Origin of the sequence: Pseudoalteromonas sp. BZB3 (assembly GCF_040104455.1) — a bacterium.
Taxonomy (GTDB): domain Bacteria; phylum Pseudomonadota; class Gammaproteobacteria; order Enterobacterales; family Alteromonadaceae; genus Pseudoalteromonas.
The window spans coordinates 281,799-308,528 of sequence record NZ_JBECOS010000010.1; the positions used below are offsets into that span (position 1 = coordinate 281,799).

The 26,730-nt window shown below is 40.0% G+C and carries 29 protein-coding genes; 10 read left to right on the forward strand and 19 right to left on the reverse strand.

Features of this window, described 5'->3' with window-relative positions; translation table 11 throughout:
• Position 1: 1 nt before the first annotated feature.
• Positions 2-3,049: an efflux RND transporter permease subunit gene (locus ABMY35_RS11600; RefSeq protein WP_349286348.1), complete on the forward strand. Its 3,048-nt coding sequence runs from the start codon at positions 2-4 to the stop codon at positions 3,047-3,049.
• 69 nt (positions 3,050-3,118) lie between these two features.
• On the opposite strand, the gene ABMY35_RS11605 is transcribed toward ABMY35_RS11600, so the two are convergent.
• Both ABMY35_RS11605 and ABMY35_RS11610 read right to left on the reverse strand, forming a co-directional pair.
• The gene (locus tag ABMY35_RS11605) at positions 3,119-4,096 is read right to left on the reverse strand and encodes an MDR family oxidoreductase (RefSeq protein ID WP_349286349.1); all 978 of its coding nucleotides are present in this window, start codon (positions 4,094-4,096) and stop codon (positions 3,119-3,121) included.
• A 233-nt stretch (positions 4,097-4,329) separates the two neighbouring features.
• On the reverse strand, positions 4,330-4,974 hold the full coding sequence (locus ABMY35_RS11610) for a TetR/AcrR family transcriptional regulator (protein WP_349286350.1): 645 nt from the start codon (positions 4,972-4,974) through the stop codon (positions 4,330-4,332).
• A 119-nt stretch (positions 4,975-5,093) separates the two neighbouring features.
• On the opposite strand from ABMY35_RS11610, the gene ABMY35_RS11615 reads away from it, so the two are divergent.
• Positions 5,094-5,762, forward strand: a complete 669-nt coding sequence (locus ABMY35_RS11615; protein WP_349286351.1) for a DUF1826 domain-containing protein — start codon at positions 5,094-5,096, stop codon at positions 5,760-5,762.
• 145 nt (positions 5,763-5,907) lie between these two features.
• Positions 5,908-7,329: an alpha-amylase family protein gene (locus ABMY35_RS11620; protein ID WP_349286352.1), complete on the forward strand. Its 1,422-nt coding sequence runs from the start codon at positions 5,908-5,910 to the stop codon at positions 7,327-7,329.
• Positions 7,330-7,405: 76 nt separating this feature from the next.
• On the opposite strand, the gene ABMY35_RS11625 is transcribed toward ABMY35_RS11620, so the two are convergent.
• Complete coding sequence (locus ABMY35_RS11625; RefSeq protein ID WP_349286353.1) at positions 7,406-7,804, reverse strand: hypothetical protein; 399 nt, start codon at positions 7,802-7,804, stop codon at positions 7,406-7,408.
• 145 nt (positions 7,805-7,949) lie between these two features.
• Between ABMY35_RS11625 and ABMY35_RS11630 the strand changes: the two genes are divergently transcribed.
• Positions 7,950-8,723: a MipA/OmpV family protein gene (locus tag ABMY35_RS11630; RefSeq protein WP_349286354.1), complete on the forward strand. Its 774-nt coding sequence runs from the start codon at positions 7,950-7,952 to the stop codon at positions 8,721-8,723.
• Positions 8,724-8,761: 38 nt separating this feature from the next.
• Here the strand turns inward: ABMY35_RS11630 and ABMY35_RS11635 are convergent, their stop codons facing one another.
• Together ABMY35_RS11635 and ABMY35_RS11640 are read right to left on the reverse strand one after the other, a co-directional pair.
• Positions 8,762-9,160 carry a hypothetical protein gene (locus ABMY35_RS11635; RefSeq protein WP_349286355.1) on the reverse strand — a complete coding sequence of 133 codons (399 nt, stop codon included), beginning with the start codon at positions 9,158-9,160 and terminating at the stop codon, positions 8,762-8,764.
• 158 nt (positions 9,161-9,318) lie between these two features.
• Positions 9,319-9,534: a hypothetical protein gene (locus tag ABMY35_RS11640; RefSeq protein WP_349286356.1), complete on the reverse strand. Its 216-nt coding sequence runs from the start codon at positions 9,532-9,534 to the stop codon at positions 9,319-9,321.
• A gap of 449 nt (positions 9,535-9,983) precedes the next feature.
• Between ABMY35_RS11640 and ABMY35_RS11645 the strand changes: the two genes are divergently transcribed.
• From ABMY35_RS11645 to ABMY35_RS11655, 3 genes are all read left to right on the forward strand, one after another.
• Positions 9,984-11,192 carry a DUF5074 domain-containing protein gene (locus ABMY35_RS11645; protein ID WP_349286357.1) on the forward strand — a complete coding sequence of 403 codons (1,209 nt, stop codon included), beginning with the start codon at positions 9,984-9,986 and terminating at the stop codon, positions 11,190-11,192.
• A gap of 202 nt (positions 11,193-11,394) precedes the next feature.
• Entirely contained in the window at positions 11,395-11,778 is a 384-nt protein-coding gene (locus tag ABMY35_RS11650) for a hypothetical protein (protein ID WP_349286358.1), read from the forward strand.
• Positions 11,779-11,875: 97 nt separating this feature from the next.
• Positions 11,876-13,855 (forward strand): TonB-dependent receptor, encoded by a 1,980-nt coding sequence (locus tag ABMY35_RS11655; RefSeq protein ID WP_349286359.1) that lies wholly within the window; start codon positions 11,876-11,878, stop codon positions 13,853-13,855.
• A 71-nt stretch (positions 13,856-13,926) separates the two neighbouring features.
• Here ABMY35_RS11655 and ABMY35_RS11660 read toward each other — a convergent pair whose 3' ends face one another.
• The 3 genes from ABMY35_RS11660 to ABMY35_RS11670 form a co-directional block, all read right to left on the reverse strand.
• Positions 13,927-14,730 carry a class III extradiol ring-cleavage dioxygenase gene (locus ABMY35_RS11660; protein ID WP_349286360.1) on the reverse strand — a complete coding sequence of 268 codons (804 nt, stop codon included), beginning with the start codon at positions 14,728-14,730 and terminating at the stop codon, positions 13,927-13,929.
• 47 nt (positions 14,731-14,777) lie between these two features.
• Complete coding sequence (locus ABMY35_RS11665; RefSeq protein WP_349286361.1) at positions 14,778-15,341, reverse strand: YceI family protein; 564 nt, start codon at positions 15,339-15,341, stop codon at positions 14,778-14,780.
• Between the two features lie 89 nt (positions 15,342-15,430).
• On the reverse strand, positions 15,431-15,958 hold the full coding sequence (locus tag ABMY35_RS11670; protein WP_349286362.1) for a cytochrome b: 528 nt from the start codon (positions 15,956-15,958) through the stop codon (positions 15,431-15,433).
• Positions 15,959-16,108: 150 nt separating this feature from the next.
• On the opposite strand from ABMY35_RS11670, the gene ABMY35_RS11675 reads away from it, so the two are divergent.
• Positions 16,109-17,017, forward strand: a complete 909-nt coding sequence (locus tag ABMY35_RS11675) for a LysR substrate-binding domain-containing protein (RefSeq protein ID WP_349286363.1) — start codon at positions 16,109-16,111, stop codon at positions 17,015-17,017.
• Between the two features lie 24 nt (positions 17,018-17,041).
• Here ABMY35_RS11675 and ABMY35_RS11680 read toward each other — a convergent pair whose 3' ends face one another.
• Positions 17,042-17,548 carry a GrpB family protein gene (locus ABMY35_RS11680; RefSeq protein ID WP_349286364.1) on the reverse strand — a complete coding sequence of 169 codons (507 nt, stop codon included), beginning with the start codon at positions 17,546-17,548 and terminating at the stop codon, positions 17,042-17,044.
• 39 nt (positions 17,549-17,587) lie between these two features.
• On the reverse strand, positions 17,588-18,496 hold the full coding sequence (locus ABMY35_RS11685) for a hypothetical protein (RefSeq protein ID WP_349286365.1): 909 nt from the start codon (positions 18,494-18,496) through the stop codon (positions 17,588-17,590).
• Positions 18,497-18,719: 223 nt separating this feature from the next.
• On the opposite strand from ABMY35_RS11685, the gene ABMY35_RS11690 reads away from it, so the two are divergent.
• Both ABMY35_RS11690 and ABMY35_RS11695 read left to right on the forward strand, forming a co-directional pair.
• The gene (locus ABMY35_RS11690; RefSeq protein WP_349286366.1) at positions 18,720-19,721 is read left to right on the forward strand and encodes a winged helix-turn-helix domain-containing protein; all 1,002 of its coding nucleotides are present in this window, start codon (positions 18,720-18,722) and stop codon (positions 19,719-19,721) included.
• Positions 19,722-19,844: 123 nt separating this feature from the next.
• Positions 19,845-20,615 carry a DsbC family protein gene (locus tag ABMY35_RS11695; protein WP_349286367.1) on the forward strand — a complete coding sequence of 257 codons (771 nt, stop codon included), beginning with the start codon at positions 19,845-19,847 and terminating at the stop codon, positions 20,613-20,615.
• A gap of 83 nt (positions 20,616-20,698) precedes the next feature.
• On the opposite strand, the gene ABMY35_RS11700 is transcribed toward ABMY35_RS11695, so the two are convergent.
• The 9 genes from ABMY35_RS11700 to ABMY35_RS11740 form a co-directional block, all read right to left on the reverse strand.
• Complete coding sequence (locus ABMY35_RS11700) at positions 20,699-21,352, reverse strand: hypothetical protein (protein WP_349286368.1); 654 nt, start codon at positions 21,350-21,352, stop codon at positions 20,699-20,701.
• 161 nt (positions 21,353-21,513) lie between these two features.
• Positions 21,514-21,951, reverse strand: coding sequence for an N-acetyltransferase (locus ABMY35_RS11705; protein WP_349286369.1), 438 nt, complete (start codon positions 21,949-21,951; stop codon positions 21,514-21,516).
• A gap of 127 nt (positions 21,952-22,078) precedes the next feature.
• Complete coding sequence (locus ABMY35_RS11710) at positions 22,079-22,570, reverse strand: hypothetical protein (protein WP_349286370.1); 492 nt, start codon at positions 22,568-22,570, stop codon at positions 22,079-22,081.
• A gap of 134 nt (positions 22,571-22,704) precedes the next feature.
• Positions 22,705-23,469: a hypothetical protein gene (locus ABMY35_RS11715; protein ID WP_349286371.1), complete on the reverse strand. Its 765-nt coding sequence runs from the start codon at positions 23,467-23,469 to the stop codon at positions 22,705-22,707.
• A gap of 119 nt (positions 23,470-23,588) precedes the next feature.
• Entirely contained in the window at positions 23,589-24,122 is a 534-nt protein-coding gene (locus tag ABMY35_RS11720; protein ID WP_349286372.1) for a hypothetical protein, read from the reverse strand.
• Between the two features lie 71 nt (positions 24,123-24,193).
• On the reverse strand, positions 24,194-24,616 hold the full coding sequence (locus ABMY35_RS11725) for a DUF4259 domain-containing protein (RefSeq protein ID WP_349286373.1): 423 nt from the start codon (positions 24,614-24,616) through the stop codon (positions 24,194-24,196).
• A gap of 110 nt (positions 24,617-24,726) precedes the next feature.
• Complete coding sequence (locus tag ABMY35_RS11730; protein WP_349286374.1) at positions 24,727-25,044, reverse strand: hypothetical protein; 318 nt, start codon at positions 25,042-25,044, stop codon at positions 24,727-24,729.
• Positions 25,045-25,149: 105 nt separating this feature from the next.
• Entirely contained in the window at positions 25,150-25,674 is a 525-nt protein-coding gene (locus tag ABMY35_RS11735) for a suppressor of fused domain protein (protein ID WP_349286375.1), read from the reverse strand.
• Between the two features lie 119 nt (positions 25,675-25,793).
• Complete coding sequence (locus ABMY35_RS11740) at positions 25,794-26,264, reverse strand: hypothetical protein (RefSeq protein WP_349286376.1); 471 nt, start codon at positions 26,262-26,264, stop codon at positions 25,794-25,796.
• Positions 26,265-26,730 lie beyond the last annotated feature (466 nt).

Sequence of the window (26,730 nt, forward strand, 5' to 3'; positions counted from 1 at the left end):
CATGGATATCGCACGTTATGCCATAAAAAATCCAGTCAACATCTGGTTGCTGGTGATCGTATTTTTAGTCGGTGGTGCCGTTGCCCTTGGTAAAATTGGTCGCTTAGAAGATCCCGCCTTTACTATTAAACAAGTGCAAGTAGTCACGCAGTTTCCCGGTGCCAGTGCCGAGAAAGTAGAGCGCGAGATCACCGAGCCTTTAGAAATTGCATTACAGCAAATGCCGCAATTAAAGCGGTTAACCTCAATTTCTAAGCCAGGCATTTCTGAAATTTCAGTCGAAGTGCAATCACATTTTGATTCTGATGTACTCCCCCAAATATGGGATGAACTCAGAAAACGCTTAAGAGATGCAGCAAAACAATTGCCTACGGGCAGCCACGCCCCCAATGTGTATGATGACTTTGGTGATGTATACGGCATGTATTACGCACTCAGTGCCCCTGACTTTTCTCTACATGAGTTACGTGAATTTGCCCGCGTTATTCGTCGCGAACTGTTAGTAACAGAAGGCGTTGCAAAAGTGCAAGTGAGCGGTATTCAGCAAGAGCAATTAGTGGCTTATATCAACCCCTATCAACTATCTGGCTTAGGGATCTCTTTTCCTGATCTAACCAGACTATTGCAAGAAAACCTGCAGCCATTTAACGGCGGTCGTGTTGAAGTGGAAGGTCGCCAGCTTCGTTTAGTTGTTGAAAATCCAGTTGATCACATTGAAGAAATTTATAATCTCACCTTAGTCGTACCAGGGACGAATCAGTCAATCAAAGTTCGTGATATCGCCACTCTTAAGTTTGAGCCAGTCGACATTCAACCTGTGCTTATTCGATATCAAGGTCACGATGCCATTACTCTGGCTGTTTCTGCCATTAATGATGTGAACATTGTTGAAGTGGGCCAACGTGTTAACGATAAAGCCAATGAATTACTGACAAAATTACCCGCAGGGATCACCCTCACGCCTATTTATGATCAAGCAGCCATCGTCGATGAGTCAGTAAAAGGCTTTATTAATAACTTGGTGCTATCGGTTGTGGTTGTAACACTGACCTTGATGCTATTCATGGGCTGGCGCTCAGGCGTGGTGGTTGGCTCTGTACTATTAGTAACCGTCATGGGCACGGTGTTAATCATGTGGTTAATGGGATTACAGTTAGAGCGTATCTCGTTAGGCGCGATGGTTATCGCGATGGGTATGCTGGTCGACAATGCCATCGTGGTTGCAGAAGGTATGATGCTGCGCATGAAGCAAGGTAAAAAAGCCGCTGAAGCTGCAAGCTTTATTGTCAAAAGAACACAATGGCCATTGTTGGGCGCTACCATTATAGGGATCGCAGCCTTTTCTGGTATTGGTTTATCTGACGATGCAACAGGTGAATTTCTGTATTCTTTATTCGCCGTTGTTTTGGTGTCTTTAATGCTGAGCTGGGTTCTTGCAATCACAGTCGTGCCGCTATTTGGAAAGTACTTTTACAAAGTTGAACAAAGCCAAGCTGACCAACAACAGCATAGTGCATTTTACCGTGGCTATGAAAAAGTACTTCGTGGTGCGCTTAAGCTCCGCTGGCTCACGGTTGCTGGCTTATTCGCAATCACAGTTGTGGCATATGGCAGTTTTGGCTTAGTCAAACAAGGTTTCTTTCCGCCATCAAATGCGCCATTGTTCTTTGTGCATTATTGGGGCCCGCAAGGCCAAGATATTCGCGAGACCACCCGTAAAGTCGCGCTTACCGAAGCACTTATTTTAGAGCATGATGAAGTCGAGTCTGTCACCAGTTTTGTTGGTCGTGGGGCAGATAGATTTACCCTAACTTATGCACCACAGCAACCAAATGAAAGCTATGGCTACTTCTTGGTGCGCACGCACAATCGTGATGAAATCGATGGTCTGATCCAAAAGCTTAATAGGAGTATGCCTGCACTCGATTTAAACGCCGATTTTTATACTGAGCGTATGCAATTTGGCCCGGGAGGAAGCGCAAAGCTCGCGGTTAGATTCTCAGGTCCAGATGCCGAGGTACTGCGAGAACTTGCCGAACAAGCCGAGTTGCTGATGATAAATGATGGGCAAATTCGAGATATTCGTCACAACTGGCGCGAAAAAGGGCTTGTGCTGAATGCCCACTATGACTCTGTCAGCGCAGGTATTGCTGCTGTATCTCGTAACGATTTCGCACAAGCCATTCAATATGCCTCAAATGGACTTGAGTTAGGTAAGTTACAAAATGGTGATTACAGCTACTCAATCAAAGCCAAAGTGGCAGGAGTTGAACAAAACGATATCGAAGCCATTGAGAACAGCCAAGTTTGGAGTTCATCACAGCGCACTTATATTCCTTTTAAACAGGTTTCAAAGGGGGTTGAATTAGAAAATGAAGAAACTCTTATTCATCGTCGAGATCGTGTTAGAACCATTACCATTTCGGCAGAGCCTGGCTTTAACGAAACCGCAGGTAAAGCGTTTGCCCGCATTAAGCCACAAATTGAAGCCCTACCACTACCTGATGGCTACAAAATTGAATGGGGTGGCGAGTACGAATCATCAAGAGACGCGCAAGAAGCCCTAGGCACAGGCCTACCTGCTGGTTTCTTAGTAATGTTATTAGTGTCTATTTTGCTATTTGGTCGCGTGCGTCAGCCGCTCATAATCTGGCTTGTGGTGCCTATGGCCGCAGTAGGTGTGGTAACAGGCCTGCTCGTCACTGATATGCCGTTTGGCTTTATGTCACTGCTCGGATTTTTAAGTCTATTTGGCATGTTGATCAAGAACGCCATTGTCTTACTTGAAGAAATTGACCTGCAAATTGCCGAAGGCACCGAACCTAGAGAAGCGATTGTTTCAGCGAGTAGTTCGCGTTTACGCCCTGTTGCACTGGCTGCTATCACTACCATTTTAGGTATGGCCCCACTATTGAGCGATGCGTTCTTTGCGGATATGTCTGTGACCATCATGGGCGGTTTAGCATTTGCAACCATTTTGACCTTGATTGCAGTCCCTGTGTTTTACAGTCTGTTTTATCGATTAAGTTATCGTAAAACCGTGTCTTAATAGCCGTTTAATTCCCAACAAAAAGGAGAGCATCACATTCGCTCTCCTTTTTTTAGTCGATAAAAACAATTAAAGGGTAACCACCACGCGCCCTCTCACTTTGCCTTCTAATAGTTTAGAAGCGGTTTCAACGACTTCGTTTAAACCAATATCAGCCGCAACGGCCTCAAACATGTCAGGTTCAATAATATCTGCTAAACGTGACCAAGCTTCTATTCTGTCTTCAAGCGGACGCATTACACTATCGATACCTGCAAGCGTCACACCTCTTAAAATGAAAGGCGCCACAGTTGCAGGAAACTCTATGCTTTGCGCCAAACCACATGCAGCTACAACACCACCATATTTAATACCCGCACACACATTGGCTAAAGTATGGCCTCCCACAGAATCAATTGCTGCTGCCCATCGCTCTTTGCCAAGTGGCCTGCCAGGCTCAGATAACGTATTGCGATCAATCACGTCACTTGCGCCTAATTTGGTCAAGTAATCAGATTCTTCCATGCGACCAGTTGAAGCAACCACTTTGTAGCCCAGCTTAGCTAATATAACGATGGCAAAACTGCCTACACCACCATTTGCTCCCGTAACAAGAATATCGCCTTTTTCAGGCGTAACACCCTGCTTTTCAAGTGCCAAAACACATAACATAGCGGTGTAACCCGCTGTGCCAATTGCCGTAGCTTGTTTCGCAGATAAAGACTCAGGCAAAGGGATCAACCACTCACTTTTTAGTCTAGCTTTTTCAGCTAACCCACCGCAGTGTACTTCACCAACACCAAAGCCATTTAATAATACTTTGTCACCGATTTTGAATTTATCAGAATCAGATTGCTCAACTTCGCCAACTAAATCGATACCAGGGATCATCGGAAAAGTACGAACGACGGGCGCTTTACCTGTTATTGCCAATGCATCTTTGTAGTTTATCGTACTGTGAGACACGCTTACAGTGACATCTCCTTCAGGTAAGACCTTATCATCAATATCAGTAACTGACGCCTGATAACCTTGTTCATCTTTATTGATCAAAATACCTTTAAACATCGTTCGCTCCTAATTTAGACCGGTCGTCTATTAATGGTTAAAAAAATTTTCTTAAACTTACTTTACCTACTTATACCCATTCTCTTAACTAAGTGGGCTATTTTTAGGATAGGAAAGTTTGTCGATAACAAGGCAAAAATTTTTCTATTTAGTTGTTCTAAATGAGAAATTTTTAAAGCAGTTAGCGGTAACTTTAATCCCTAAAAATGATTAAATATTATTGAGGGTTGGTATTACCCATCTGGGGTCACTGAAACCCCCATAACAAAACACTTAAAATAATTATCGAGTGGTTTGACCGAAGCCTCTAAACGAGCACGGCTGACAGCGCCTTCCCAGCCAATCCAGAAATACTCAGCAAGCAGCGTGCAATCTGCGTTTTGTGCAATTTGACCTTGTTTTTTGGCTTCTTCTAAACATACCGCGACTTCACATTGCCAAGTTTTAAATATTGCCACCAACTCTTTTCTGAAACTGATGGGTAATAAATCTACCTCTTGCCCCAAATTACCGACCAAGCAACCGCGTTTAAAACTATGCTTTTGCATACCTGACTTGGCATCTTCGACAAAATTACTCAGTCTTGACAGAGGCGCTTCATCACTTTGCGCTAAATGCCTGTTTAGCTTTTTCAAAAAATACACGGCATAACTTTCAAGTACGGCCAAACCAAAGGCCTCTTTGCTACTGAAATAATGATAAAACGAGCCCTTTGGTACACCCACTCGTTTTAATATTTGTTCAATACCTGAAGCGGCAAAGCCTGATTCTGTTAACTGCTCAAGTCCAGCTCGAATTAGCTCGGCTCTTGTATCTTGATTTTCACGCGCCACTTTGGGTGGGCGACCTCGTCGAGGTTTTGCTGTTTTTTCGATCATGAAACGATATTAGACCGACTGTCTAATAAAAGCAATTCTCATTTTTTAACTATCAAAACTTTAAATGAGAATTATTTAATGTTAGTTTTGTTATATTGTATCAATCAAATAAAATTAACATGAGTCATAACACTGCGGCCCCACTTGAATACTCTGAACTAAACCAAACAGCTAGTTGCCAAATAAGCGCCTCTGCGGATGTTTTAAGCAAAATTTACAAAAAGGAAGTCACACTGACTTGCTTCTCAAAGAAATCTAGTTGGGCTATATCACATGCAGCACAGTTATTTGCCAAGCAAAACCTAGGTACTGTGATCCAATATCAGGGTGAGATAAATAAAGACTTATTTGAAGAGATTCTATTTAAGCTTGAGGGTAGTACACATTCATCGTTATTAGCACAACATATTGAACTCATGCTAGAAATGTTTGAGGTGTTATTTGAGCCCAAAGAAATTGGGTTAAGACTGATTGCTTGTGATACCTCTTTAAGCCCTCATTTCCATCAACCGCAAAACCTTGTAAGAATGGCTTCTACATTAGGTGGCCTTGGTGAGAGGTGGATTGCTCCCGATGAAGTGAAGTTTTTGCCATTAGCGCCAAACCAATTAAAGCCCGAAATTAAAGCGCCTTTACCTCATCATATTTCTCAATTACAAGATGGTGACATTGCTCTTATGAAAGGCGCTCATTGGGTTGATCATGAAAAAAGCGCAATTACTTGTGCCTCTCCTACATTTTGTAATAACGAATTTAAACTTTGTATATACATTGATTTTATTGAATAAAATCTGTTCAAACTCTCCTGGAGTTTTGATTATTGAGAAAAGACTTTTAATGAATACGTATGCATAACATTTCATTAACTTAGTTTATATGTGAGTTTTATGTTTCCTATTTCAACACGCAAGGAATGCGATAAAAGGTAAACACATGACAACACATATGAAATCAAATAAACAACTTAAAATTGCAGCGCTTGTACTTGGTGCTGTTAGCTTCCAAAGTAGCGCAGATGTTATTTTGCATGCATTTAATTGGCGCTATGATGACGTTGCGAACAAGGCTCAAGAGATTGCTGAACTTGGGTATAAAAAAGTACTCGTCTCTCCTGCTTATAAATCGACTGGAGATGCATGGTGGTCTCGTTATCAGCCACAAGATCTTCGTGTCATCGATAACCCTTTGGGCGATACCAATGATTTTAAGGCCATGGTGCAAGCGCTTAAATCACAAGGTGTAGAGACTTATGCCGACATTGTTTTTAATCATATGGCAAACGAGCAATGGAAACGCGCTGATCTTAACTACCCAGGAAGCGAAGTTTTAGCCGATTACGCCGCTGATATTAACTATTACAACGACATTACACTATTCGGTGATATTAAAGATGGTTTATTCGGCGCGGGTGATTTTCACGGTACATACGACCAAGGTGGTCCAAAATGTATCAGTAATTACAATGACGTTGGCGATGTACAATATAACCGGCTGTGTGGCGCTGCCCCCGATCCCGGCCTCCCCGATTTAGACCCTAACAATTGGGTTATCACTCAACAAAAAGCGTATTTAAATGCGTTAAAACAAATTGGCGTAACGGGCTTTAGAGTTGATGCCGCAAAACACATGACCAACTACCATATTAATGCCGTGTTCGATGCCAACATTAAAAAAGATACGCATGTATTTGGTGAAATTATAACGACAGGTGGTTCAGGTAGCGGTGATTACGATAACTTTTTAGTGCCTTATTTGGCACAAACAGGCCACTCAGCTTATGACTTTCCACTGTTTGCACAGATCAGAGGCGCATTTAGTTTTGGTGGTTCAATGAGTCAACTTGTTGACCCTACAGCCTATGGTCAAGCATTGGCCGGTAACAAAGCCATTACGTTTAGCGTTACTCATGATATCCCATTGAATGATGGCTTTAGATATCAAATTATGGATGCCACCGACGAAAAACTTGCGAACGCATATGTTTTGGGCAGAGATGGAGGTGTACCACTAGTGTATTCGGATAATAACGAAAGTGGTGATAACCGCTGGAATAATCTCTATAGTCGTGAAGACATTAAAGGCATGCTTAAATTCCACAATGCCACCCAAGGCAGTAGCATGCAGGTGCTAAGCCACAATAGCTGTATTTTATTATTTAAACGTGAGCACAAAGGCGTGGTTGGTATCAATAAGTGTGGCATTGGCCAAGATATCTGGGTAGATACACAAGCCGATAATTTATGGTGGCACCGCAACTACCGAGATACATTAAGCAACGATGTGCAAAATATCTCGAGTCAGTGGCATAAGTTTTACCTACCAGCGAGAACAGCAAGAATGTGGTTGATGGAATAACACTCAAACTCTATTGTTTTAGATTAACTCCCTAGAAGTAACCTAAGGTCGCATTTATGCGGCCTTTTTTACGCTTTCATTTTAAAAGATCAAACAATAAATCGAGACCATTAATTCTATCTGCGGTATCTAGAACTCGAATATCTTTCGCATCTCTGAAATTATGTAAGAAACCTTTTAACTCACCTTGCTTAAACCAAGCACCAAAGCAGCTATGACAGTAACTAAAATGACTATTTTCGAAAAAATGACGATGCAATTGACCACAGCCAGATGGGCAAGTTAATTCTGTCGTTTCTTTCACTTGGCTTTGAACTTGCCCGACAAATGCCATGTAATCGAACTCTTTGACGGTGCCAATTGCTTTTAAAAATTTTGCAGGTAACCAAGCTCCATGACATTCTGAACAACCATAACCTGTATGAATTTCGGTTAAGTCATATTCAAGTTTTACATTACATTGGTAACACTGCATACGTTACTTCCTTATAATTCTCTTTTGTAACAACTGCGCGATAATACATAAAACCTAAAAAGGTACAAGTATAAAAAATGTCATAACACTGATCTAAAGTGATTTTTCATCCATACTGATACTCTGACAATAAAAGGACCTCAAAATGCTCAGAATTATAAAAGCCTTAGTACTTGCTTCATTGCCCGTAATTTTTTCTTCAAATGTCTCCGCTGATGAACGAGGTGATGTACGTGCTCAACTTGAACCAAAAGGTTACTTGTATGGCATTGGTCTTGGCTTGAGCCAAGAAATTTATAAGGGTTATGGCAACCGAGTTACGCCTTTACCTATATTAGGCTATCGCGGTGACAAATTATCAGTATATGGGCCATTCGTGAGCTACGAGGTGTTAGAGTTAGGTGATATCGAATTTGAGGTGCAAGCTTCTCCCCGTTTTCAAGGCTTCGATGAGTCTGACAGTGATGTCTTTATCGGTATGGAAGAAAGAGACTTTGCAATGGATTTAGGCGCAAATTTTAAATATGAACGAGATAACTGGAAATTAAGCATTGGCTTTTTACACGATATCTTCAATAAATCTGACGGCTATGAAGTAAAAGCCAAAATTGGAAAAGCGTATCGATTTGGTCCTGTCTTCTTTGAACCAAACTTATCAATAAGCCATTTAGATAAAAACCATGTCGATTATTACTATGGCGTAAGAGACTTCGAAGTCACTCAAGACAGAGCATTTTATAAAGGTGATAGCGCGATAAACCAATCAATCGGCTTTTCAGTATCGACCCCAATATTCTTTGGCGGTTTCACGCAGTTAGCCATTGATTACACCATGTATGACAGTAGTGTCACTGACAGCCCGTTAGTTGACCGCGATAATAATTTAAGTATGAGATTGTTATTTAGTAAGTTTTTTTAGTCGAATAAATACTTGCAACAATAAAGCAGTAGATTAACTTACTGCTTTATTGTTTTAGGCATAAAATACTGCTCTAGTTTTACGTTTCGAACTGCATGCTCGACTTGTTGACGCTCATTTTCTGACAACACTTTATACCCTCGCGGATATGGCCAACCATAGCCCCAGCGAAAAGGTGTTGGTAAATAAGGGCTCCCGCCGACTCTAACACCTGCCAACATCATGCTAGCGATAATAGGCTCTCCAACCTCTTTAACACATTGCTTTAAACGCGCGTCAGATTGTTCTCGTTGCATTGCTGTACCACCCTGCCAATAGTCAAGGTCATGAGCGACACAACAAGCTAACCACAATTTTTGCTGGTTAGAGGTACCGTCGGGAAATAAACTGCATCCATCACTTTTAAATGGCTTTAATTCATTTGCATTTAAAGACATAGCACAGATAGAAAGTGTTAAATATAAAAGCCCTTTATTTAGCATAATATTATTAAGTTAGATTAAAACAGGAAGGAGTTTAAATGAATTGACGCCATTAGTCTCATAACAGACACTTCCTTGGCGCAGATTAAATAGATAGTTCAACTGAACCGCATTTATCCTTTGAAGTGGCTATAAGCAGCACCCACAGTAAAATGACCGCTTTCCAATCGTTTTACTAATTGTTGTGCTTCAAGTTCACTGAGTACTTGGTATAAACCATCACCATAAGTGTTGAGACTATCTGCAGACAGTAAATCTACCGGTTCAGGAAAATGTTGGCTTACATCACTTAACACCATTCGAACCATTAGTTTCTCTACTCTATCCATATACTTACCCTCGATTAAAAAGATAATGTGTTTAAAGTAAAAATTATTTACTAACCGAAACGCAACAAAGCGCTATGGTTTAAGTTATGTCAACTTAGCGAAGAACATTTAAAAAAGGAAGAAAAAATAGACAGCTTTTTACAATAAATAAGCACAACAAGCGCCCTTTTTATAACCAAATGAATATGTGTTATTGGCGACATCTAAAATGATAACAACTTATAAAACAACCTAAATTAGGTCGCCTGATAGCTGTATTTTGACTTTTAGTGTCACATCGAAACCATAGTTCGTTTTTTCTTTAAGTGTTTTATTGATTTACAGTTTTAAAATCCAAGCTACTTAAAAATTTCTGAGTTGATTAAGCCTACTTAAGTATTTTAGATAAAAATTTAAAATACCGGTTTAATTTTTGCATAAATCATAATGGATTAATCAAGGTAATCATTATGACTTTAAGATCTTTGTTCAGAACCAATAAGCTCATTGCTTTAGCATTCACTTTAACTTCCTCTCACGTTAGTGCAAATGATGCTTGTTTAGAAGGGTTATTTGCGGTCGACAGATACGCAGAACAAGGAAAAAATTCGCTATATCACATAGACTTAGAAAATAAATCATATAGCAGAATGTCAGGCGCTTCTCTTCCTGTTAGCAACCTAGCTGCAACAAACAATCAATTGATTATGATGCAGCGATTAAGTAAAGAAACGAATGCGTCAAAAATTTATCAGTATGACTTATCTTCTGGCGAGACGACTGAAATAGCAGACACAACAAGCTATCCAATAAAGCGTTCTGTTGTTTCACCTGATGGCAGTTTTTTACTCGCCACCAGCCAAACTTATATGTATCAATTTGACTTAGAAACGGGCGACAAAACTGTACTAGGTAAAATGCAAACAAACGATGCAAGTTGGGATGATTTCGCCCATGGTGACATCACTTATTCAATTGATGGTAATACCGTCTATGTTCTAAATGCCAAGTCACTTTACATCCTTGATGAAAGCAACATGCAACTAGATAAAATTGGTGAACATAACTTAAATTGGCCATCTGGCATTGCGACAGCAAACGATGGTCAACTATACGTTTCTGCAAGAAATAGTGGCGAAAATGCCAAAATCTACAAAATAGACCCACAAACTGCTGAAGCAGAGCTTGTGATGGAAGGACCAAAACATATTGCGGATCTAACTTATGTGTCTGAATGCGGAAACCCACTGCTTACTATTGCCGATGAGTTTCAACAAGAAGTAGATGCAGCAAAAGCATTCTGGGAAGAACAAAATATTGGCGGTGCGGCTGCAAACGTCACCTCATTTAAGGACGGCTCTTTTAACTTTAACGAAAGCGGCTATTTAGTTGAGAGTAAAGATAAGCTTAACAAACACAACAAAAATACCAAAAAGCCGAACTCAAACCGCTGTGCCAGACTTTGGAATAACTTACTTGACCATCAATATACCCTGAACCGCTCTGGCGCAGGCCGTAAGAAATCTAATGGCGATACTAAATGGTATCACTCTACTGCAGATGGCGCTTTCAAGGTATCTAAAGCCAAAAAAGGGGTATGTACTTATACTCTGAATGACAACGACAGTCTTAAACTAAACTATGACTCTAATACTGGCCTAGTGAGCATAGCGAAGTAAATTTATTACTTTAAAGCCCCAAAGTTAGCGCGATAGCTTTCGCTCAACTTTGGGGTTTTAAATTTAAGCTTGGCTATCAGTTTTTATAAGGGCCCTATTTAATGGGTTACTTTCGATATAAGTGCCCTACCGCTCAACACTTAAATATTCACATCCATATCAAATTCAATTAAAGTAGCCCTGTCTAATCATTGAGAACTGTATGTTTAAGCCACTTTCAAAAGTCTTCGTGACACTTGTTATTTTGATTGCCTTTGTTGGGCAAGCATCGGCTTATAGCTTTATGCCCTCATTTGAGATCTCATCAACACATTCAGCACAAACACAATCAAGCAATTCAATTGATAGCGTCTCGAATTTATCTTCAAGCTCAAACAGTGACGCTGAAGATGATTGCTGCGAAGTGGACTGCTGCGAATCCGAATGTATTTGCCCTGCAAATGCCTGTGCTGCCTTTATCTTTGTCAGTAGCCTTGGCTACTCACAGCCAATGATGCGTTTTACAGAGTCTATTGTGAACTCGCATTTAAATATGCCAAATAATATTGTCGAGTCGTTATACCGCCCCCCCATTTTTACCTCTTAGGGCAGATCCGCCCAAAACACTCCTATTCAGAATAAATTAAAAAACAATTTATCAATGACAGCTGAACATACTGTCATGTGTACACTTTGAGGTAAAAATGCAATTTAAACTTTCTAAACTGGCTTTGTCTGTATTTCTATTTGTCCCCCTTTCTTCATATGCTGGCGGGCATGAAGAACATGAGCACGACCATCATGGTCATGAAAAAAAAGCCATAGAAAAAATTCAGGTCACTGCATCAAGACTAGGTCGCATAGTCACAGAGTCGGCAACTCGTACCGAAGTCATTATTGGTGAAGAAGTTCAAGAAAAGGCTTTAATGCGCCCTGGTAATATTTCTATGCTCGTTGCTGAAACCGGTGGTGTACGAGTACAAAATACCTCTCCAGCACTGGGCAGTGCTAACATTCGCTTGCAAGGTTTATATGGTCGTTATACTCAGTTACTGAGTGATGGCTTACCACTTTATGGCGGACAAACCGCCTCTATCGGGCTACTGCAGATCCCCCCGACCGACTTAGCCAGTGTTGAGATTATCAAAGGTTCAGCCTCATCTATGTATGGCGGTTCTGCACTGGGTGGTGTAATTAATCTGATCTCTCGTACGCCTTCGGATGAATTCGAGGGTGAAGTATTATTAAATGCCACATCAAAAAATGGTCAAGATGTCACCGCTTATTTGGCTGCACCAGTTTCTGACTCAATGGGCGCTTCCATTACCGCTGGTGCACACCATCAAGAAGAACAAGACTTAGACGATGACGGCTGGCTCGATATGGCCTATTACGAAAGAGCAACAGTGCGACCCCGTATATATTGGTCAGGTGAAAATGGCGCTAATTTGTATATGACCATGGGCGCCATGAAAGAGCGCAGAAACGGGGGGACCGCTGAAGGAGCACTTATGCCAGACGGGCAAGCATTTGTGCAAAATCAGGATTCTTTGCGTCTCGATGGCGGTTTGATATTCGAACAACCTTTAAATGACACATTGAGCTTAAATGTCCGTGGTTCATTGATGCAACAAGGGCATGAACACCAATATGGACGTGTAATAGAAGACGACAAGCATAACAGCTACTTAGTTGAATCTTCAGTCACAGGCTTCAGCAATAAGACAGCCTGGATTGTAGGTCTTGCATATCAACAAGAGCAATTCGAGTCAGAACAGTACAATGAATTCGATTATAAATTCGAAGTACCCGGTTTATTCTCACAGCTTGATTATGACGCGACTGACGAATTGGCGCTGTCTCTAAGCGCCAGAACAGATTGGCACAGCGAATATGGTACTCAATTTAGTCCGAGAGTCTCAGCACTATATAAACCAGAAAATTGGTCCGTGCGTGGCTCTTTTGGTAAAGGTTACTATGCGCCAACACCTTTCATCGAGGACATTGAAGACGCAGGTCTGTCACGATTAGCACCACTAGACAACCTAGAAGAAGAAACAGCCACCACCGCGTCTGTTGATTTTAGCTATACCGTCGATAGCATTGAAACAAGCCTGACACTGTTTGCGTCTGACATAGATAATGTCACTGAATTAGAAGAAATGAACTGTATCGGCTGTGACAAAACAGTACGCATTGTCAACGCAGCAGGCCAAAGTGAAATCAGAGGTGCCGAACTACTCCTTCGTTTCCGTTGGCATGATATTAAATTCACTACCAGCTATTTATACACAGATGCGAGTACACAAGATGATACAACCGGTTCAATCTTACCTATCGCGCTAACACCCAAACATTCTGCGGGCGCAGTGATCATGTGGGAAGAACATGGTAGTCATCTACTCGGTTTTGAAGCTTACTACACGGGCACGCAACAACTCGAAAACAACCCATATCGAACTCAAAGTGATGCCTACTGGCACTTGGGGCTATTAGGGCAGATTACATTTGGCAATATAAGCTGGTTTGTAAATGCTGAAAACCTGCTGAATGTTCGTCAAACAAAAGACGACGCTTTGGTTTTACCTGAGCAATCAGCAAGTGGACGCTGGACAACAGATATTTGGTCTCGAAATGATGGCTTTACCGTCAATGCCGGTGTACGAATTCAATTTGGGCATTAATACCAGCTTTCACTAATGCTTAATCAATAGGTAACGCATTACTCGATATAAAGTCAATTCGGGTAATGCGTTCATTTGTACCATGCAAACATGGTCGAGTTTCGATTCAAAATCTTAACGTCTAACTGCTCATCAGCAGCTGAGTTTGCTAACCCATAACACACATGCAGTGGCATCAAATGCTCTTCTCGAGGATGACAAAACCTTGCATGGGGCGCATTTGCCCAATCGAAGAGTTGGCTTGCTCGCATATTTTCACCAAGTGTTTTATTACTTACTGTGTCTCTGAGCCAAGTCTCAAATGCCAAATTTTTTTCATCAACTTCTCTGTCACTTTGCGAGAAAAAAGCACGCATATTATGAAAAGAGAACCCAGAACCAATCACTAATAAATTGTCATACTCTAGTGACTGTAAAGCTTTACCTATATTGAGGTGTAAGTTTGGCTCTAAACTCTTCGCCAATGATAGCTGCACACAGGGAATGTCAGCCTCCGGAAACATGATTTTCAAGGGAATAAACATGCCATGGTCAAAGCCGCGCTGCGCATCGAGCTGATGTTCAATGCCCGCTTGCGCTAACGCTGTTGCCACTTGAGATGCCAACTTTGGCGAACCAATACAAGGATATTGGATGTTATATGCCGCTTCAGGAAAACCATAATAGTCATAAATGAGATCTGGTAACTCTGAAGAGGTAATTGTCGGCACAGCTTCTTCCCAGTGGGCGCTTATCAACAAAATAGCACTTGGCTTTTCAATACATTTCGCCAATTTCTCTAGTGTATTGACCATTTCTGTATGGCTGGGGTCGCCCAATAAAGGCATCGGTCCCCCGCCGTGAGAGATAAAAAATACATTGTATTTTGTTGTCATAGCACACCACAAAGATTAATAGCTAAGCACTAACAGTAAAGTGCGTATTACTTTCTAATACCTTCAACATGCAAGTCGAGCATCACCGTTGTTGGACCTAGCACTTCTTTCATACCATAGTCTGCTAAACGAATTTCAGTGGTACCTGAGAAACCAGCTCGGTAACCGCCCCAAGGATCTTTACCTTCACCAATTTTTTGCGCATCAATGACAATATTCTTAGTTGTTCCATGCAGTGTGAATGCGCCCTTCACTTCAAGTTTGCCATCGCCTTTATCGATAATTTTGCTACTTACAAACTTCGCAGTTGGAAATTTCCCAACATTTAAAAAGTCACCACCACGAAGGTGTTTATCACGCTCTGCATGATTTGAATCGATACTCGTAGTATCAATATTCACTTCAATTTGTGCATTGTCATAACTTTTACCATCGTAGTTAAAAGAACCTTCAAATGTGTTAAAACGACCCGTTAACCAAGACACACCTAAATGCGATGTTTTAAAATTAATAAACGCATGTGCCCCTTTGGTATCAATCACATATTCAGCAGCACTTGCCGCTGTTGATAACGCACCTAGAAATGCTGCAGTTAAAATAAGCTTTTTCATTGTAATCTCCTATTTAGAAGCCAAAATATTTAATAAGTGAAGATGAATGCACCTACTTGTTTTTAAAACACTTACCTTTGTGAAGTGTTTTAAAGCATGCGCTTCAATGTATTGTCTTTATCTATGAAATGATGTTTGAGAGCAGCCAGTGCGTGTAATAGAACTAACCCCATCAAACCATAAGCACTGAATTTATGAATAAGTCCTGCAGTATCGGCTTGTTGTGAAAAAAGCTCCCCAAAGCTTGGCAACACAAACCAGTTAAACACTTCAATACCGCGACCATCGGCCGTTGAAATTAAGTAGCCACTGACACAAATTACAACAATCAGCAGGTATAAAACGGTATGCGCAGCTTTTGCCACAAATTGCTCAAATGCGTTACCCACAGCATCTGGACTCATGTTACTTGCCTTCCAACATAGCCTTGCAAGAGTCAATAGCAGTAAAAGTACACCGACACTTTTATGAATAAATGGTGCGGTTCTGTACCACTCACTGTAATAATTCAGCTCTACCATCCACCAGCCGGACGCAAACATACCTATGACGACCACTGCTGACACCCAGTGCAGGCTTTTCGCCACCCAGCCATAGTTCTGTGTTGTGTTTTTCATATAAACCTCATTCGTTTGTTAACTTAATCAACAAACCTCTCTTTCAATGCTCGCTATATTACTATTACGATTTTTTATGATTAAGTAGCGCTATGTTGTATTATTTACAACGTTACGTTGATAGTAGGTTGTTAATTGAGGGTTGTGGTAATGATTAAAATTGAATTGCTCAAAGTGTTTTTAAGCGTTGCTGATGAAGGCAGCTTTACCAAAGCAGCAGAAAAATTAGAGATGTCGAATCAACTGGTTAGTAAATACATTTCGCAACTAGAGACTCATCTTAATGCCCGCATGTTCAATCGCACGACCCGTAAAGTGAGCCTCACGGAAGCGGGCGAAAAGTGCCGCCAACACGCAAAACAAATACTAGAAAATGTAGATAACTTAGAAGCACAATTTGGTGAGCTGCAAACAACGGTCACAGGTACTTTGAATATCAGTGCGCCTGTTTCATTTTCGACTTTACACCTATCGAAATTCATCAGTGTATTTAGAAAAAAGTACCCTGAAATAGAGCTCAACATTCAGCTTAACGACCGTAAAGTCGATGTGATCGAAGAAGGTTTTGACGTTGCGCTACGAATTGGTCAATTGCAAAGCTCTTCTTTGGTTGCAAAAAAAATCGCGCCTGTACGTTTGGTCTTATGCGCTTCTCCTGAATACTTAATACATAATGGCAAGCCTTCGCACCCGAGCGAGCTCAACCCTAAGCACTTTTTGCATTACAGTTATTCTAGTTATGACAAAACCGACAACCTACTGTTGAACACCCTAAAATCAATAAGCCAAAATAAACACCCCACTATTATCTCGAATAACGGTGAGCTGCTGATGGCCGCCGCCATCGCGGGAGAAGGCTATTTGGTGCAGCCCACATTCATTGCAGGTCATGCGCTCAGAAAAGGAGATTTGCAAATATTCTTAGAAGACTATGAACCTGAGCCCATTGCGTTATATGCGGTTTATCCGCACCGTAAACTGCTCTCTTCAAAAGTAAGGGTCTTTATTGACGAACTCAGTGAGTTTTTTGGTGAAAAACCTTATTGGGACGAGTTTTAAAACATTAATGCACTTAGCTGCTTGCTAAGTGCATTTACGCAATACTTCTTTGATAAACGGCCACTTTTCTCTTGTGTAACGCTCTCTGTCTTCATGGTGAGCTTCTGCGAGCTTAAACTTTAACGCTTGGTAGGCTTTTGCGATGTCAGGGTTATTTCGCAAACTATCTCGAAATTGAATACGCTCTTTCCAAAGAGGGCTTTGAAATGGGATCAAATGTAAGTGATGAGTGCGCACTTCGGGCGTAGGTTTGCAAAACCAATGCATCACATCAGCTTTATAAGGGTAATAGCAGTAACCAGATTGCTCTAATTCTTTTATCGCCGGCTGCGAAGCGTCTAACGATTTAACTCCAACCATAATATCAATAATGGGTTTAGCCGCTAACCCTTCAACAGACGTGCTACCAACATGCTCTATTGAGCCATGTAGCCAAGGTGAAATAACTGATTGTAACAACGCTTTTTCAGCTTCAAACATCTCGAACCAGTGTGGACTAAACTCAACTATCTCTATTTTTGCATCAGCCATCTTTATTCTTAATTATATTCTATTGAAAAACTAACTTACTTAATCTTGGCTTGCTTCAAACATAAGCTTCAACCATCTTATGTCTTCAGGTCCAAGCTCTGCTTGTTTATGTAAATGTGGTGCCGCCACAACCTCTTTGTAAACATGCGTAATGGCAACTTGAGTGAGTTCACGCCAATGCTCATTCTTTAAAGCTGGGATCGATAAGGTCGATAAGTCAAAATCTAAAAGAGGATCATGCTCACTTTCAGTTGTCTCAAGCGCAAGTTCCAGCTCTTGCAAAATAGGGTTAATAACTTGAATTGCACTCGATTCTTCAAATTGTTTAATCACATTTTTTTGCGCTTCTTCAATCTCTTTATTCAGTTGATAAGCCGATAATTTTTCACCCGTTAAACGTAATCCATATTTGCTTAGCAGCCCTGTCACGCTAGGTAGCATTGCTTTGGCAGCAATACCAGCGCCAACAAGTGGATTCACTAAAGCAGCAAGCCCACCAACCAATAACATGCCATAAGTTAGCTTTTTGTCTAACGCATCAATTTCATTTGCGAGAGATTCTAAAGAATGCGGGGTTTCTAAGCTGCGCGCTCGAACAATATCACCTACACTGCTTAACATATATTCACGTAACTGATGCTCTGCATGTTCATTTGGAAAGTGAAATACCCGCCTTTTTGGTAAATTATTCACTTCAGGCACACCCTTCGGTAAACATCTCATGGTGTGAAGTGCAAACTGATGCTCTGACAATTTAAATGGAATAACAAAATAGTGCTTTTCGTCGTAATCAACGTGAACATCACTGTCTGTTCTTTCTAATGAGACCCAAATCGGCAGACCATTAATTTTGTCTTTAACTATCGAAAAACCTGAAGCTATGTCATCTGAAATTTTTGCAGAGGCGGACTTAAGCGTTTCTAATCCTTTATTTAAAACATCTTTCATACTGTTATTATTCTTACTGTCGGGTTCGTTAAATTGAACAGATAATCTCAAAGCACAATAGATGTATTTCATTGTAATTGAAATACATAAAAGAGAACCTGCGCATAATTACATATGGTAAATACAAAGCCCAATTTAAATGACTTTTAGAAGCTCTACCAACTTGCTCACACATAAATTAAGCATTATAAAGGTCATCTAACTTGCGAAAAAAGGATAATCCGTGGCTACATTTAAATTCTTAAAATTCACCTTTTGTGATCAAAGCTACCAGTTACGCCACTCAGGTAAACTCATTAATATCCGACCTAAGACAGCGCAAGCAATAGAGCTGTTTGTTAATAACCCTCAGACTCTAATCACCAAAGATGAATTGCACACTGCTCTATGGGGCACTCCACAACACCAAGATTATCGCCTTTTTCAGGTGATCAGTGAGATACGCAAGCTTGCGCCCAATAACAACCTTATTCGCACTCAGCCAAACCGCGGCTATTACTGGCTAGCTCCTACTGACAAATTAGCAGTAAAAAAGTCAAACAAAGTGACACACTATTCCATTGCTGCATGCCTAGCCATTAGTTGTATCACTGCAGCAAGCTTGTTAATTAAAGAAAACAATACGTTTGAGCCTGCTTTACCACCCACTTTTAGCAGCTATACAAATGCAGTAGATGCTTATCGTTCACAAGACTATGCGACAGCTCAAAAATGGCTGGAATTCAGCCTAAAAGAAAACCCATATTCTCAAGAAGCCAAGCTGCTGTTAGCTGAAATAAAATACAGTCAACAGCAACTAGCCCATGCTAAGCAATTAGCACATGAACTCGTGCTAGAAAATGAATCACAAAGCTATTATCGAGGACAAGCGTTTTCGTTGTTGAGTAGGATCGCCGCAATTCAGAATAACTTTAATGATGCGCTAGATTTTGCAATCCAAGGCAAAGAATCCGCTGAAGCTGGTTTTGCAAGCTGCAGTGCACACATGTTCGAACAGCAAATCGCCGCCTTAGTCAATAAACAACAAGATACACCGCTTAACTCAAAGGCACGACTGCAAATCGACGGTGAACAGGTACTTTCAAATAGCTCAGAAAACAAAATAGAAAAAAGCGAACATGCGCAACTTTGTAAAGAACTAAGAGACTCTGTGACGTCAAAACGAGAGTGTGAAAATGTTGAATATACAGCCCAATTAATAGGCTTTAGGCAATTCACAACCTAGACATAAGTTAATGATAATAAAGTTAATATATATAATTATAGAAACTTAGAGGCATTTATACTGACATAAAATGCGCAGCTCACTTTATAAAGGAGTTCACTTATCTAATTCTGTGAGCAGCCAATGAAAGCAATTAATAAATTATCAATTTTAGCAATTGCCACTTTATCCTTTATCAGCCATAACGCCCTATCTGAAGAGGTACCTGCCAATCAATCACCCAGTTATTCAAACTCAGTTCTAAGTGCGAAACTACATCGATTGCTAGGTCCTAAAGCAAGCTTTGAAATCACATCATTTAATGACTATTTCGAGCGCGTCAATATCGACAATCAAATCTTACTTGCTAGCAAAGATGGGCAGCATTTGTTTTGGGGTAAAGTGATCGACACCTCTACAAGCCAAGACCTAATTGAACAAGCAAACCAACAACATAGACAAACATTATTCAAATCTATTCCTCGAGAGAAACTACTCACCTACTCAGCAAAAGAAGAAAGACATCAAATAACTATTTTTACCGATATTGACTGCCCATTTTGCAGAAAACTCCACACTCAAATAAAAGATTTAAACCAACTAGGTATCAGTGTCAATTATGTCATGTTGCCGAGAGGAAATGCTGGTAGCAAAGCGTTCAATAAAACCGTGAATGCGCTTTGCGCCACAAATCCGCAAGCCGCGATGGACTCTGCAATGCACAGGGGATATTTTGAAACGAACAATAAAGCCACTTCAGAATGTATCAACAACCTCAACATTCAAAAAGCTTTGGCAAAAAAATTTGGTTTTAGTGCTACCCCTACTATTTTATTTGCCAACGGAGAAATAGTACCTGGCTTTATAAGTACAGAAGATATTTCGAAAATCATTCAGAAAATAGAATCTATTTAAGAAGGTTACTTTGCTGTACAGAGAGTAAATATATACGCCCGAAAGCACAGCATTAACTTTCGGGTATTATAGAAATTACACTTCTAAATCGTAATATCTACTTTCTTTTGTGCTTTTAGTAATGAAAAAGTTTTTTCTTTGTAGGTATTCAAACTGTCATCAGATGTAAATTTCTCAAAAATATCAATTAACTTCTTCGAATGTGCCGACCTAGTTTGATAGGTATCGCGTTCAGGGTGAGCAACTGCAGATTTTTCTAATTTATCTGATCTTTCATTAAAGTACTCTACAAGGTTAATCTTTTCATTTGGGTCTACGTCCCCTTCACCATAAGAAAGAATTTCAAGTGTTATCATTAAATCGAGCATATCAGATCTTTGCTCTGATATTATCTGGTTTCCAGATTTCCCATATCTAACCTCTTCTTTATCAGAAAACTCTTGCGAATATTCCCTATCCAGTTCGTTAAATTTCTTTACAAGATCATAAAGTTCATTAATGCTCATTTCAGAAAAGTTATGACCATTTTCACTGAAAAGATCTTTATACTTACCCTCTTCAATCAGAGTTGGGTCAAATGCTTCATATTCACCAGCAAATGAAATTAAAGTCTTTGATTCGATACCCTGACTCTTTTGGTTAGTACCTAAATGACTGTTACCTTCATTTACGCTTTTTTTACCGAAATGACCTTCAACATTAGGTGAGTTTATACTGAACGAGTTGTGTATTTTCATAGAATTCCATTTTCATCATACGACATGCTTAGTTATCGGCAAATATTGATAATCATATAGTTAAGATTTTGCAATCATGCTCTACAGCTTTCAATGTTCAACTACAATGCTTAGAAAAGCGGAACTAAGCCAAGCTTTAGCAGTACCGTTTGAAGAGGTTGTTAGGCATTAAATATCATTTCAAATTCGCTGCTATTAGAATCTATAACAGTAAAACCTAGTCGGTCATAGAGTCGTTTTGCAGGATTACTTTTTAAGACACTTAAGCCGACAGAAGAATTATCTTTTAGCGCTTGTTCACACAGATTAATGATTAACTTTCTTCCAATACCTAAACCTTGGTAATCAGGGTGTATCTGAATTTGATAGATGTACCATTGAGAATTTTGGGCTGTGTAGCTTGCCTTAAATAAACCCGCCTCAACGCCATCTACAAGTATGATCTTGGCATCATCAAAGTTGTATTTGATGCGAAAAGTATGCTCTTTATCACTAATATCGAGGCCATTCTTTAATAGATAATCGTCCATAGTTAAGCGGCGTAATTGCAATAAATAATCGAAGTCACTTTCTTCTGCTTTACGAAACGTGTAATCCATAATAATACTCTTCCTCCCTGCTAGATTAGATACCGAAATGCCCTGTTAACGGGCAAATAAACGTTTAGCTAAATGTGCTGCAAAGCGGCACTGACTTAACTGTTACAAATTCGCCTTTACTGCCTGCTTATATAACTATTAACTCATTTGCCCAATCTTTCCATGAAATGCACCTGCCAGGGAATGCGACTTTAGCAAACGGCCAATCTTGCTGAAGCCAATTTGAAACTGTTTGGTAAAGAGTCTCATCCAAACTGATACTATCATCCCTAACCCATAAATAGACCTCACAGTCATAGTTGTGTGATTGGCTTGGATCTATGTAAACAGAACCAAGACATTTGTCTTTTGAGTTCGTAAATACTGAATAAGCAAATGCCTCTCGTAATTCAAACTCTCGTTTATGAATCTTCAAACTTTTTATATTTTCTTCTAGAGTCATATCAATCTTAGGCCAGTCAGACTCTGGACCAAAAATACCCTGCAGTCTTTTTTGGCTAGACATCACAGCTTCAAAGTCTAATTCTGCAACTGAATCTTCTAGAACTCTAAAATGAAAGTATTCACTTTCAAAAAGCGTAGGCGCTTCAAATGTTTCAGGAATAAAAGGATTGGGCATATTCAGGGCTATCCATTGTTATATGACGCCTCAATTAAAAGGCAAAATTAGGTTGGCTATAATGTAAAGCGGCGTGAAACCAGCCAACTGATTTTTGTCCGCACTTTTTGATTTGCCTTGTCATAGTGCCATAACTAGATCTTATTAGGTTTAACAGCTTTTTTTAGTAGCAGCGTGCCAGCTTTAAACACTTCAATAGTGCCTGATGGAGATTCTGAGTTCCCGATGACACTAACGTAACAGCGGTACTTATAATGACCATTTTTAAACACATAGTAATGATTCCCACCACTTCCATCAAACACGATTTCTCCATTCGTTAATATTAGGTTTGGCTTTTCATTAGTACTTTTATCAATAGACCAAGAGGCATATCGATAATTATATTTACCTAGATCGTCAATTCGTATGTGAGAACTGTCTGTTTGCCATTCTAAAATCGGTTTTTCAAATTGATTTAAACTAGGGTGCAGTTTATTTTTTTGGTCATTGATGAGCTTTATTCTTGTTTCCTTCTCAATTTCCGACTCATAGTTGACTGACCAAATAGTGCCATCAATATCTAACCACATTGTACCGCTTTTAAACATTATTCCTCGCCACCCCATTTCACTCCAATCCGTCATGGGGTTTGATGAAACAATGAACTCAATGAGATTTGAATCGAAGATTTCATCGTAGCGCTCAATGAATTCAAGTTGATTTCTAATAGGAGACAAAGGTTTCTTCCTAGCAAGAGGAAACCGAACTTTTTGAGCGATGGCTTTTCTATCATTGGATTTAAATAACTCAATTAGAGAAGAAACGAGCTCATCTTTATCTTTCTCGATAGCCGCACTTGCCCCAGACCAAAGTAGGAGTGAAATAAAAAGTAAAGTAATGGAAGTAAGCTTCTTCAAAGGGAACTGCTCCTTTATGGCAGTGGAACGCCTATTGCAAACGGCACAAAATAGCAGGCTAAAATTAGCGACGAAGGAGCACAAACCTACTGATTTGTGTCATTGGTTTTACGGCCTTGTTAGGTACTTGAGATTCCATTAACCAAAGCCTCGACATTTTTTATTTCGTTAGCATCTATCTTATCAAAGTCGGTGTTATAAGTTATGAATATTAAAGATCGGTCTATGATTATGAACCAATACATCCAATAAACTCCCTGTGAAGTAAATACTGATTTATAGCCCCTCTTACTGTCATCGGATATATCCGTTAACTCACCTGAACTATTAATTTGTGATTGAGCGATTTCGAGCAGTTGTTGATCTAGTATTGGGGTTTGACTAACCATTGAGCTTAGCTGCAAAGTACCTTTAGCATTCTCTTTATAGAAGTTATGAACTCCATCTACTTTTCGCATGTAGTAATCATGTGTGATGGGTAACACCCAAGACTGAGTTCTAATTTCTATGCTTTCGTTTTCATTTCGTTGCGGTAAAGATGAGCAAGAAGCTAGGAGCAATAGAGAAATGATCATGAATATTTTGATTTTCAAGTTAATAGTGCCCTTTTCAATTATGCGAGCTTTTCTTGCACCTAACGCCGTTGTAACCATGAATGATAGTTGGCTAAAATTCGTAAGGCCCGAACAAAGCCAACTGTTATTTTTCTGCGTTTACAAGCTTGTTATGCATTTTCTAATTTGGTCATGAGTGAATTTTGCACCGCTCGCCAAGCTTTGTTTTCCCCATTTTCTTCCCAGAGTTCTTGCAACTCAGAGTTAGCAGTGATTTTTTTCACAGCCTCTAGTGCTTGCTTAGCGTGAAGAGCCTTTATTTTTGGTTTACTTCCAAAGATAAGACCTTGTTTCTTACTTAACCAATTTTTTGCTTCTTCGGGAATACGTGAATAGTCGCCTGAAACAGAAGCAGCAATAATTTCAGAAGCCGCCAGTGCCTCAGAACAAATAGGACCTTCCAAGTAATCTTCTTCGGCTATTACCAATTGAATGGGGGCTAAAAGAGTATCTAAACCTTTAGACTTTTCTAAATCCCAAATCCAATCTCCGGCATCGTCGTTGCTAAAGTTGTCTTCACTCCATGTTCCCATGGAAACTCTCCTCTATGTGCATAACACTTGCCTAGCAGGCTAAAACCAGTGACGAAGGAGTACAAACCTGCTGTTTTTCGTCTTTTGGTTTAGGCTCTTGTTTGAATGAATCAGTCACCGGTGCCACCATCTGAATATGACCCTGCATCATAACCCCCAGCATTAAGCTCTGAACCTGAGTCACTCAACGAATCAAAGTAATCATTTATACATTTTGCTCTTGCTGCTTTAGCTAATTCGGAGCAAGCTGACGTTTTCTCTTCTCCGACGTCACCAGTTTCATCGGCTAAAGCCTCCGAGCTAATGTCTTTTCCAAGCAACCTTGCTACTTTGTTGAATCGTTCTGGATAGTTTTCTCGATCGATGTTTTCAAAAACATCCAAAAGGTCCTCATATGAATAACTATCGTAGTCAGGTTCAAATGACATTTTAAACTCCTTCTAACGCCGTGCTAAACTGCACAAAATGCTCGGCTACAGTTTGCGAGGAACGAACACAGCCAAGCTTTTTATGTCCGCCCTTTAGGCACTTTGTTATGCGTAATTAAAACAAACTATATCTCTTTGGTTTTCTTCAAAATAATCAAGTAACTCATCATAACCATTTTTCAATTTAACGTTATATTCATTCGCGGAAAGCGGTATAACTAAATGAAGCCTTATTGTTCTGCCGTCGATTTCCAGAGTGTTTGGTAAGTCTTCATAGGCAATAGCAGGAATAGTTATTAAATGTGATACCCAACCTGAATCATTAAAGTACTTATTTTTAGTTGGTACCGTATGTCCATCACAAAGATGAGCATTAGTTTCGTTAAACTCTTGTATTGAAGCTATTTCTTTAGTTATTTCCGAAACATCGCCATCTGTAAAAGTAAAATAGCAATCGTCATTCTTCAAGGGAAAGGAAAAGACTAAGTTTATAGGATCGTCGTCAGAACCAACCACAAAATATCCAGCTCTAATTCCCGTTTCATATTCAGATGCTCTAAGTGAGCATTCAGACTCCATTATTTTTGCTAGCTGAAAATATAGTGAACTCTCAAACTTTGAAAATTGCATCGGACTCCTTTACACATAACGCTTGCCGTAAACGGTACTAAATAGCAGGCTAAAATTTGCAACGAAGGAGCACAGCCTGCTGTTTATGCCCTTGGTTTAACGGCCTTGTTATTAGTACTTTATTTTCCAGCTTTTCCTGCCTCTAAAATTGGGAGTCCAGCCTCTGTTGGAATGTAAATACGCTCTCCATTACCATCTTGTAGCCCTTTTATCCAAACATAACGCAGATAAGCTTCGTTACCTTTAAGCGATTCGCCAATAATTTTATTAGCTTCAGCTGCAGCTTTTGCACGTTCGATATCAGCTTGACCTTCAGCTTTGGCTTGGACTATTTTCGCTTCACCTTCCGCTTGAGCCAGAGTAACTCGAGCCTTAGCTTGCATTAAAGCTGCCTGCTCTTTAGCTTTAGCTTCTTCAATTAGAATTTGCTTACTCCATTCCGCTTCTTTCAGAGCAGCAATACCATTCATTTCGAGCTTATAAACTTTGTACTTTGGCCACGCCCAAAGCGCTAGGACAATTAGGATTACAAAAAATAAAACTGTGGCAATAAGACCGCCAAATGCAATTGCATTTCTATTTGGATGCACGATTTCTCCTAGTACTTATAACGCTATAATAAACGGCGAAAAATAGCAGGCTAAACTAAGCGAAGAATGAGCGCAAGCCTGCTGTTTTGCGCCCACTATTTAATTAATTTGTTATATGCCGCTATCTCGAATAAAGGTGAGCTAGTGGTGTAACAAGCAAAATAGTTAAAAGCATTAGCCCAAACCACAATATGTAGCTCGTAACTTTGGATAGTGATAAAGCAACATTATCACCAGATTTAGTGTACATAACCCTTGAAACAGCTATTAAGCCAAATGAGACGAGATAGGTAATAAGTGTCATTGAAACACCAAGCGAAATCCCTTCTCCATTGCTCCCATAAAATTTATAGAGCATCCATAGCGCACTTAAAAATCGCTCACCTACACCGTATAGCATGATAAAGCTTATAAGAAGAGACACCAAAGCTATAGAACGGTTCAAAAATATCATAGGCATATAACG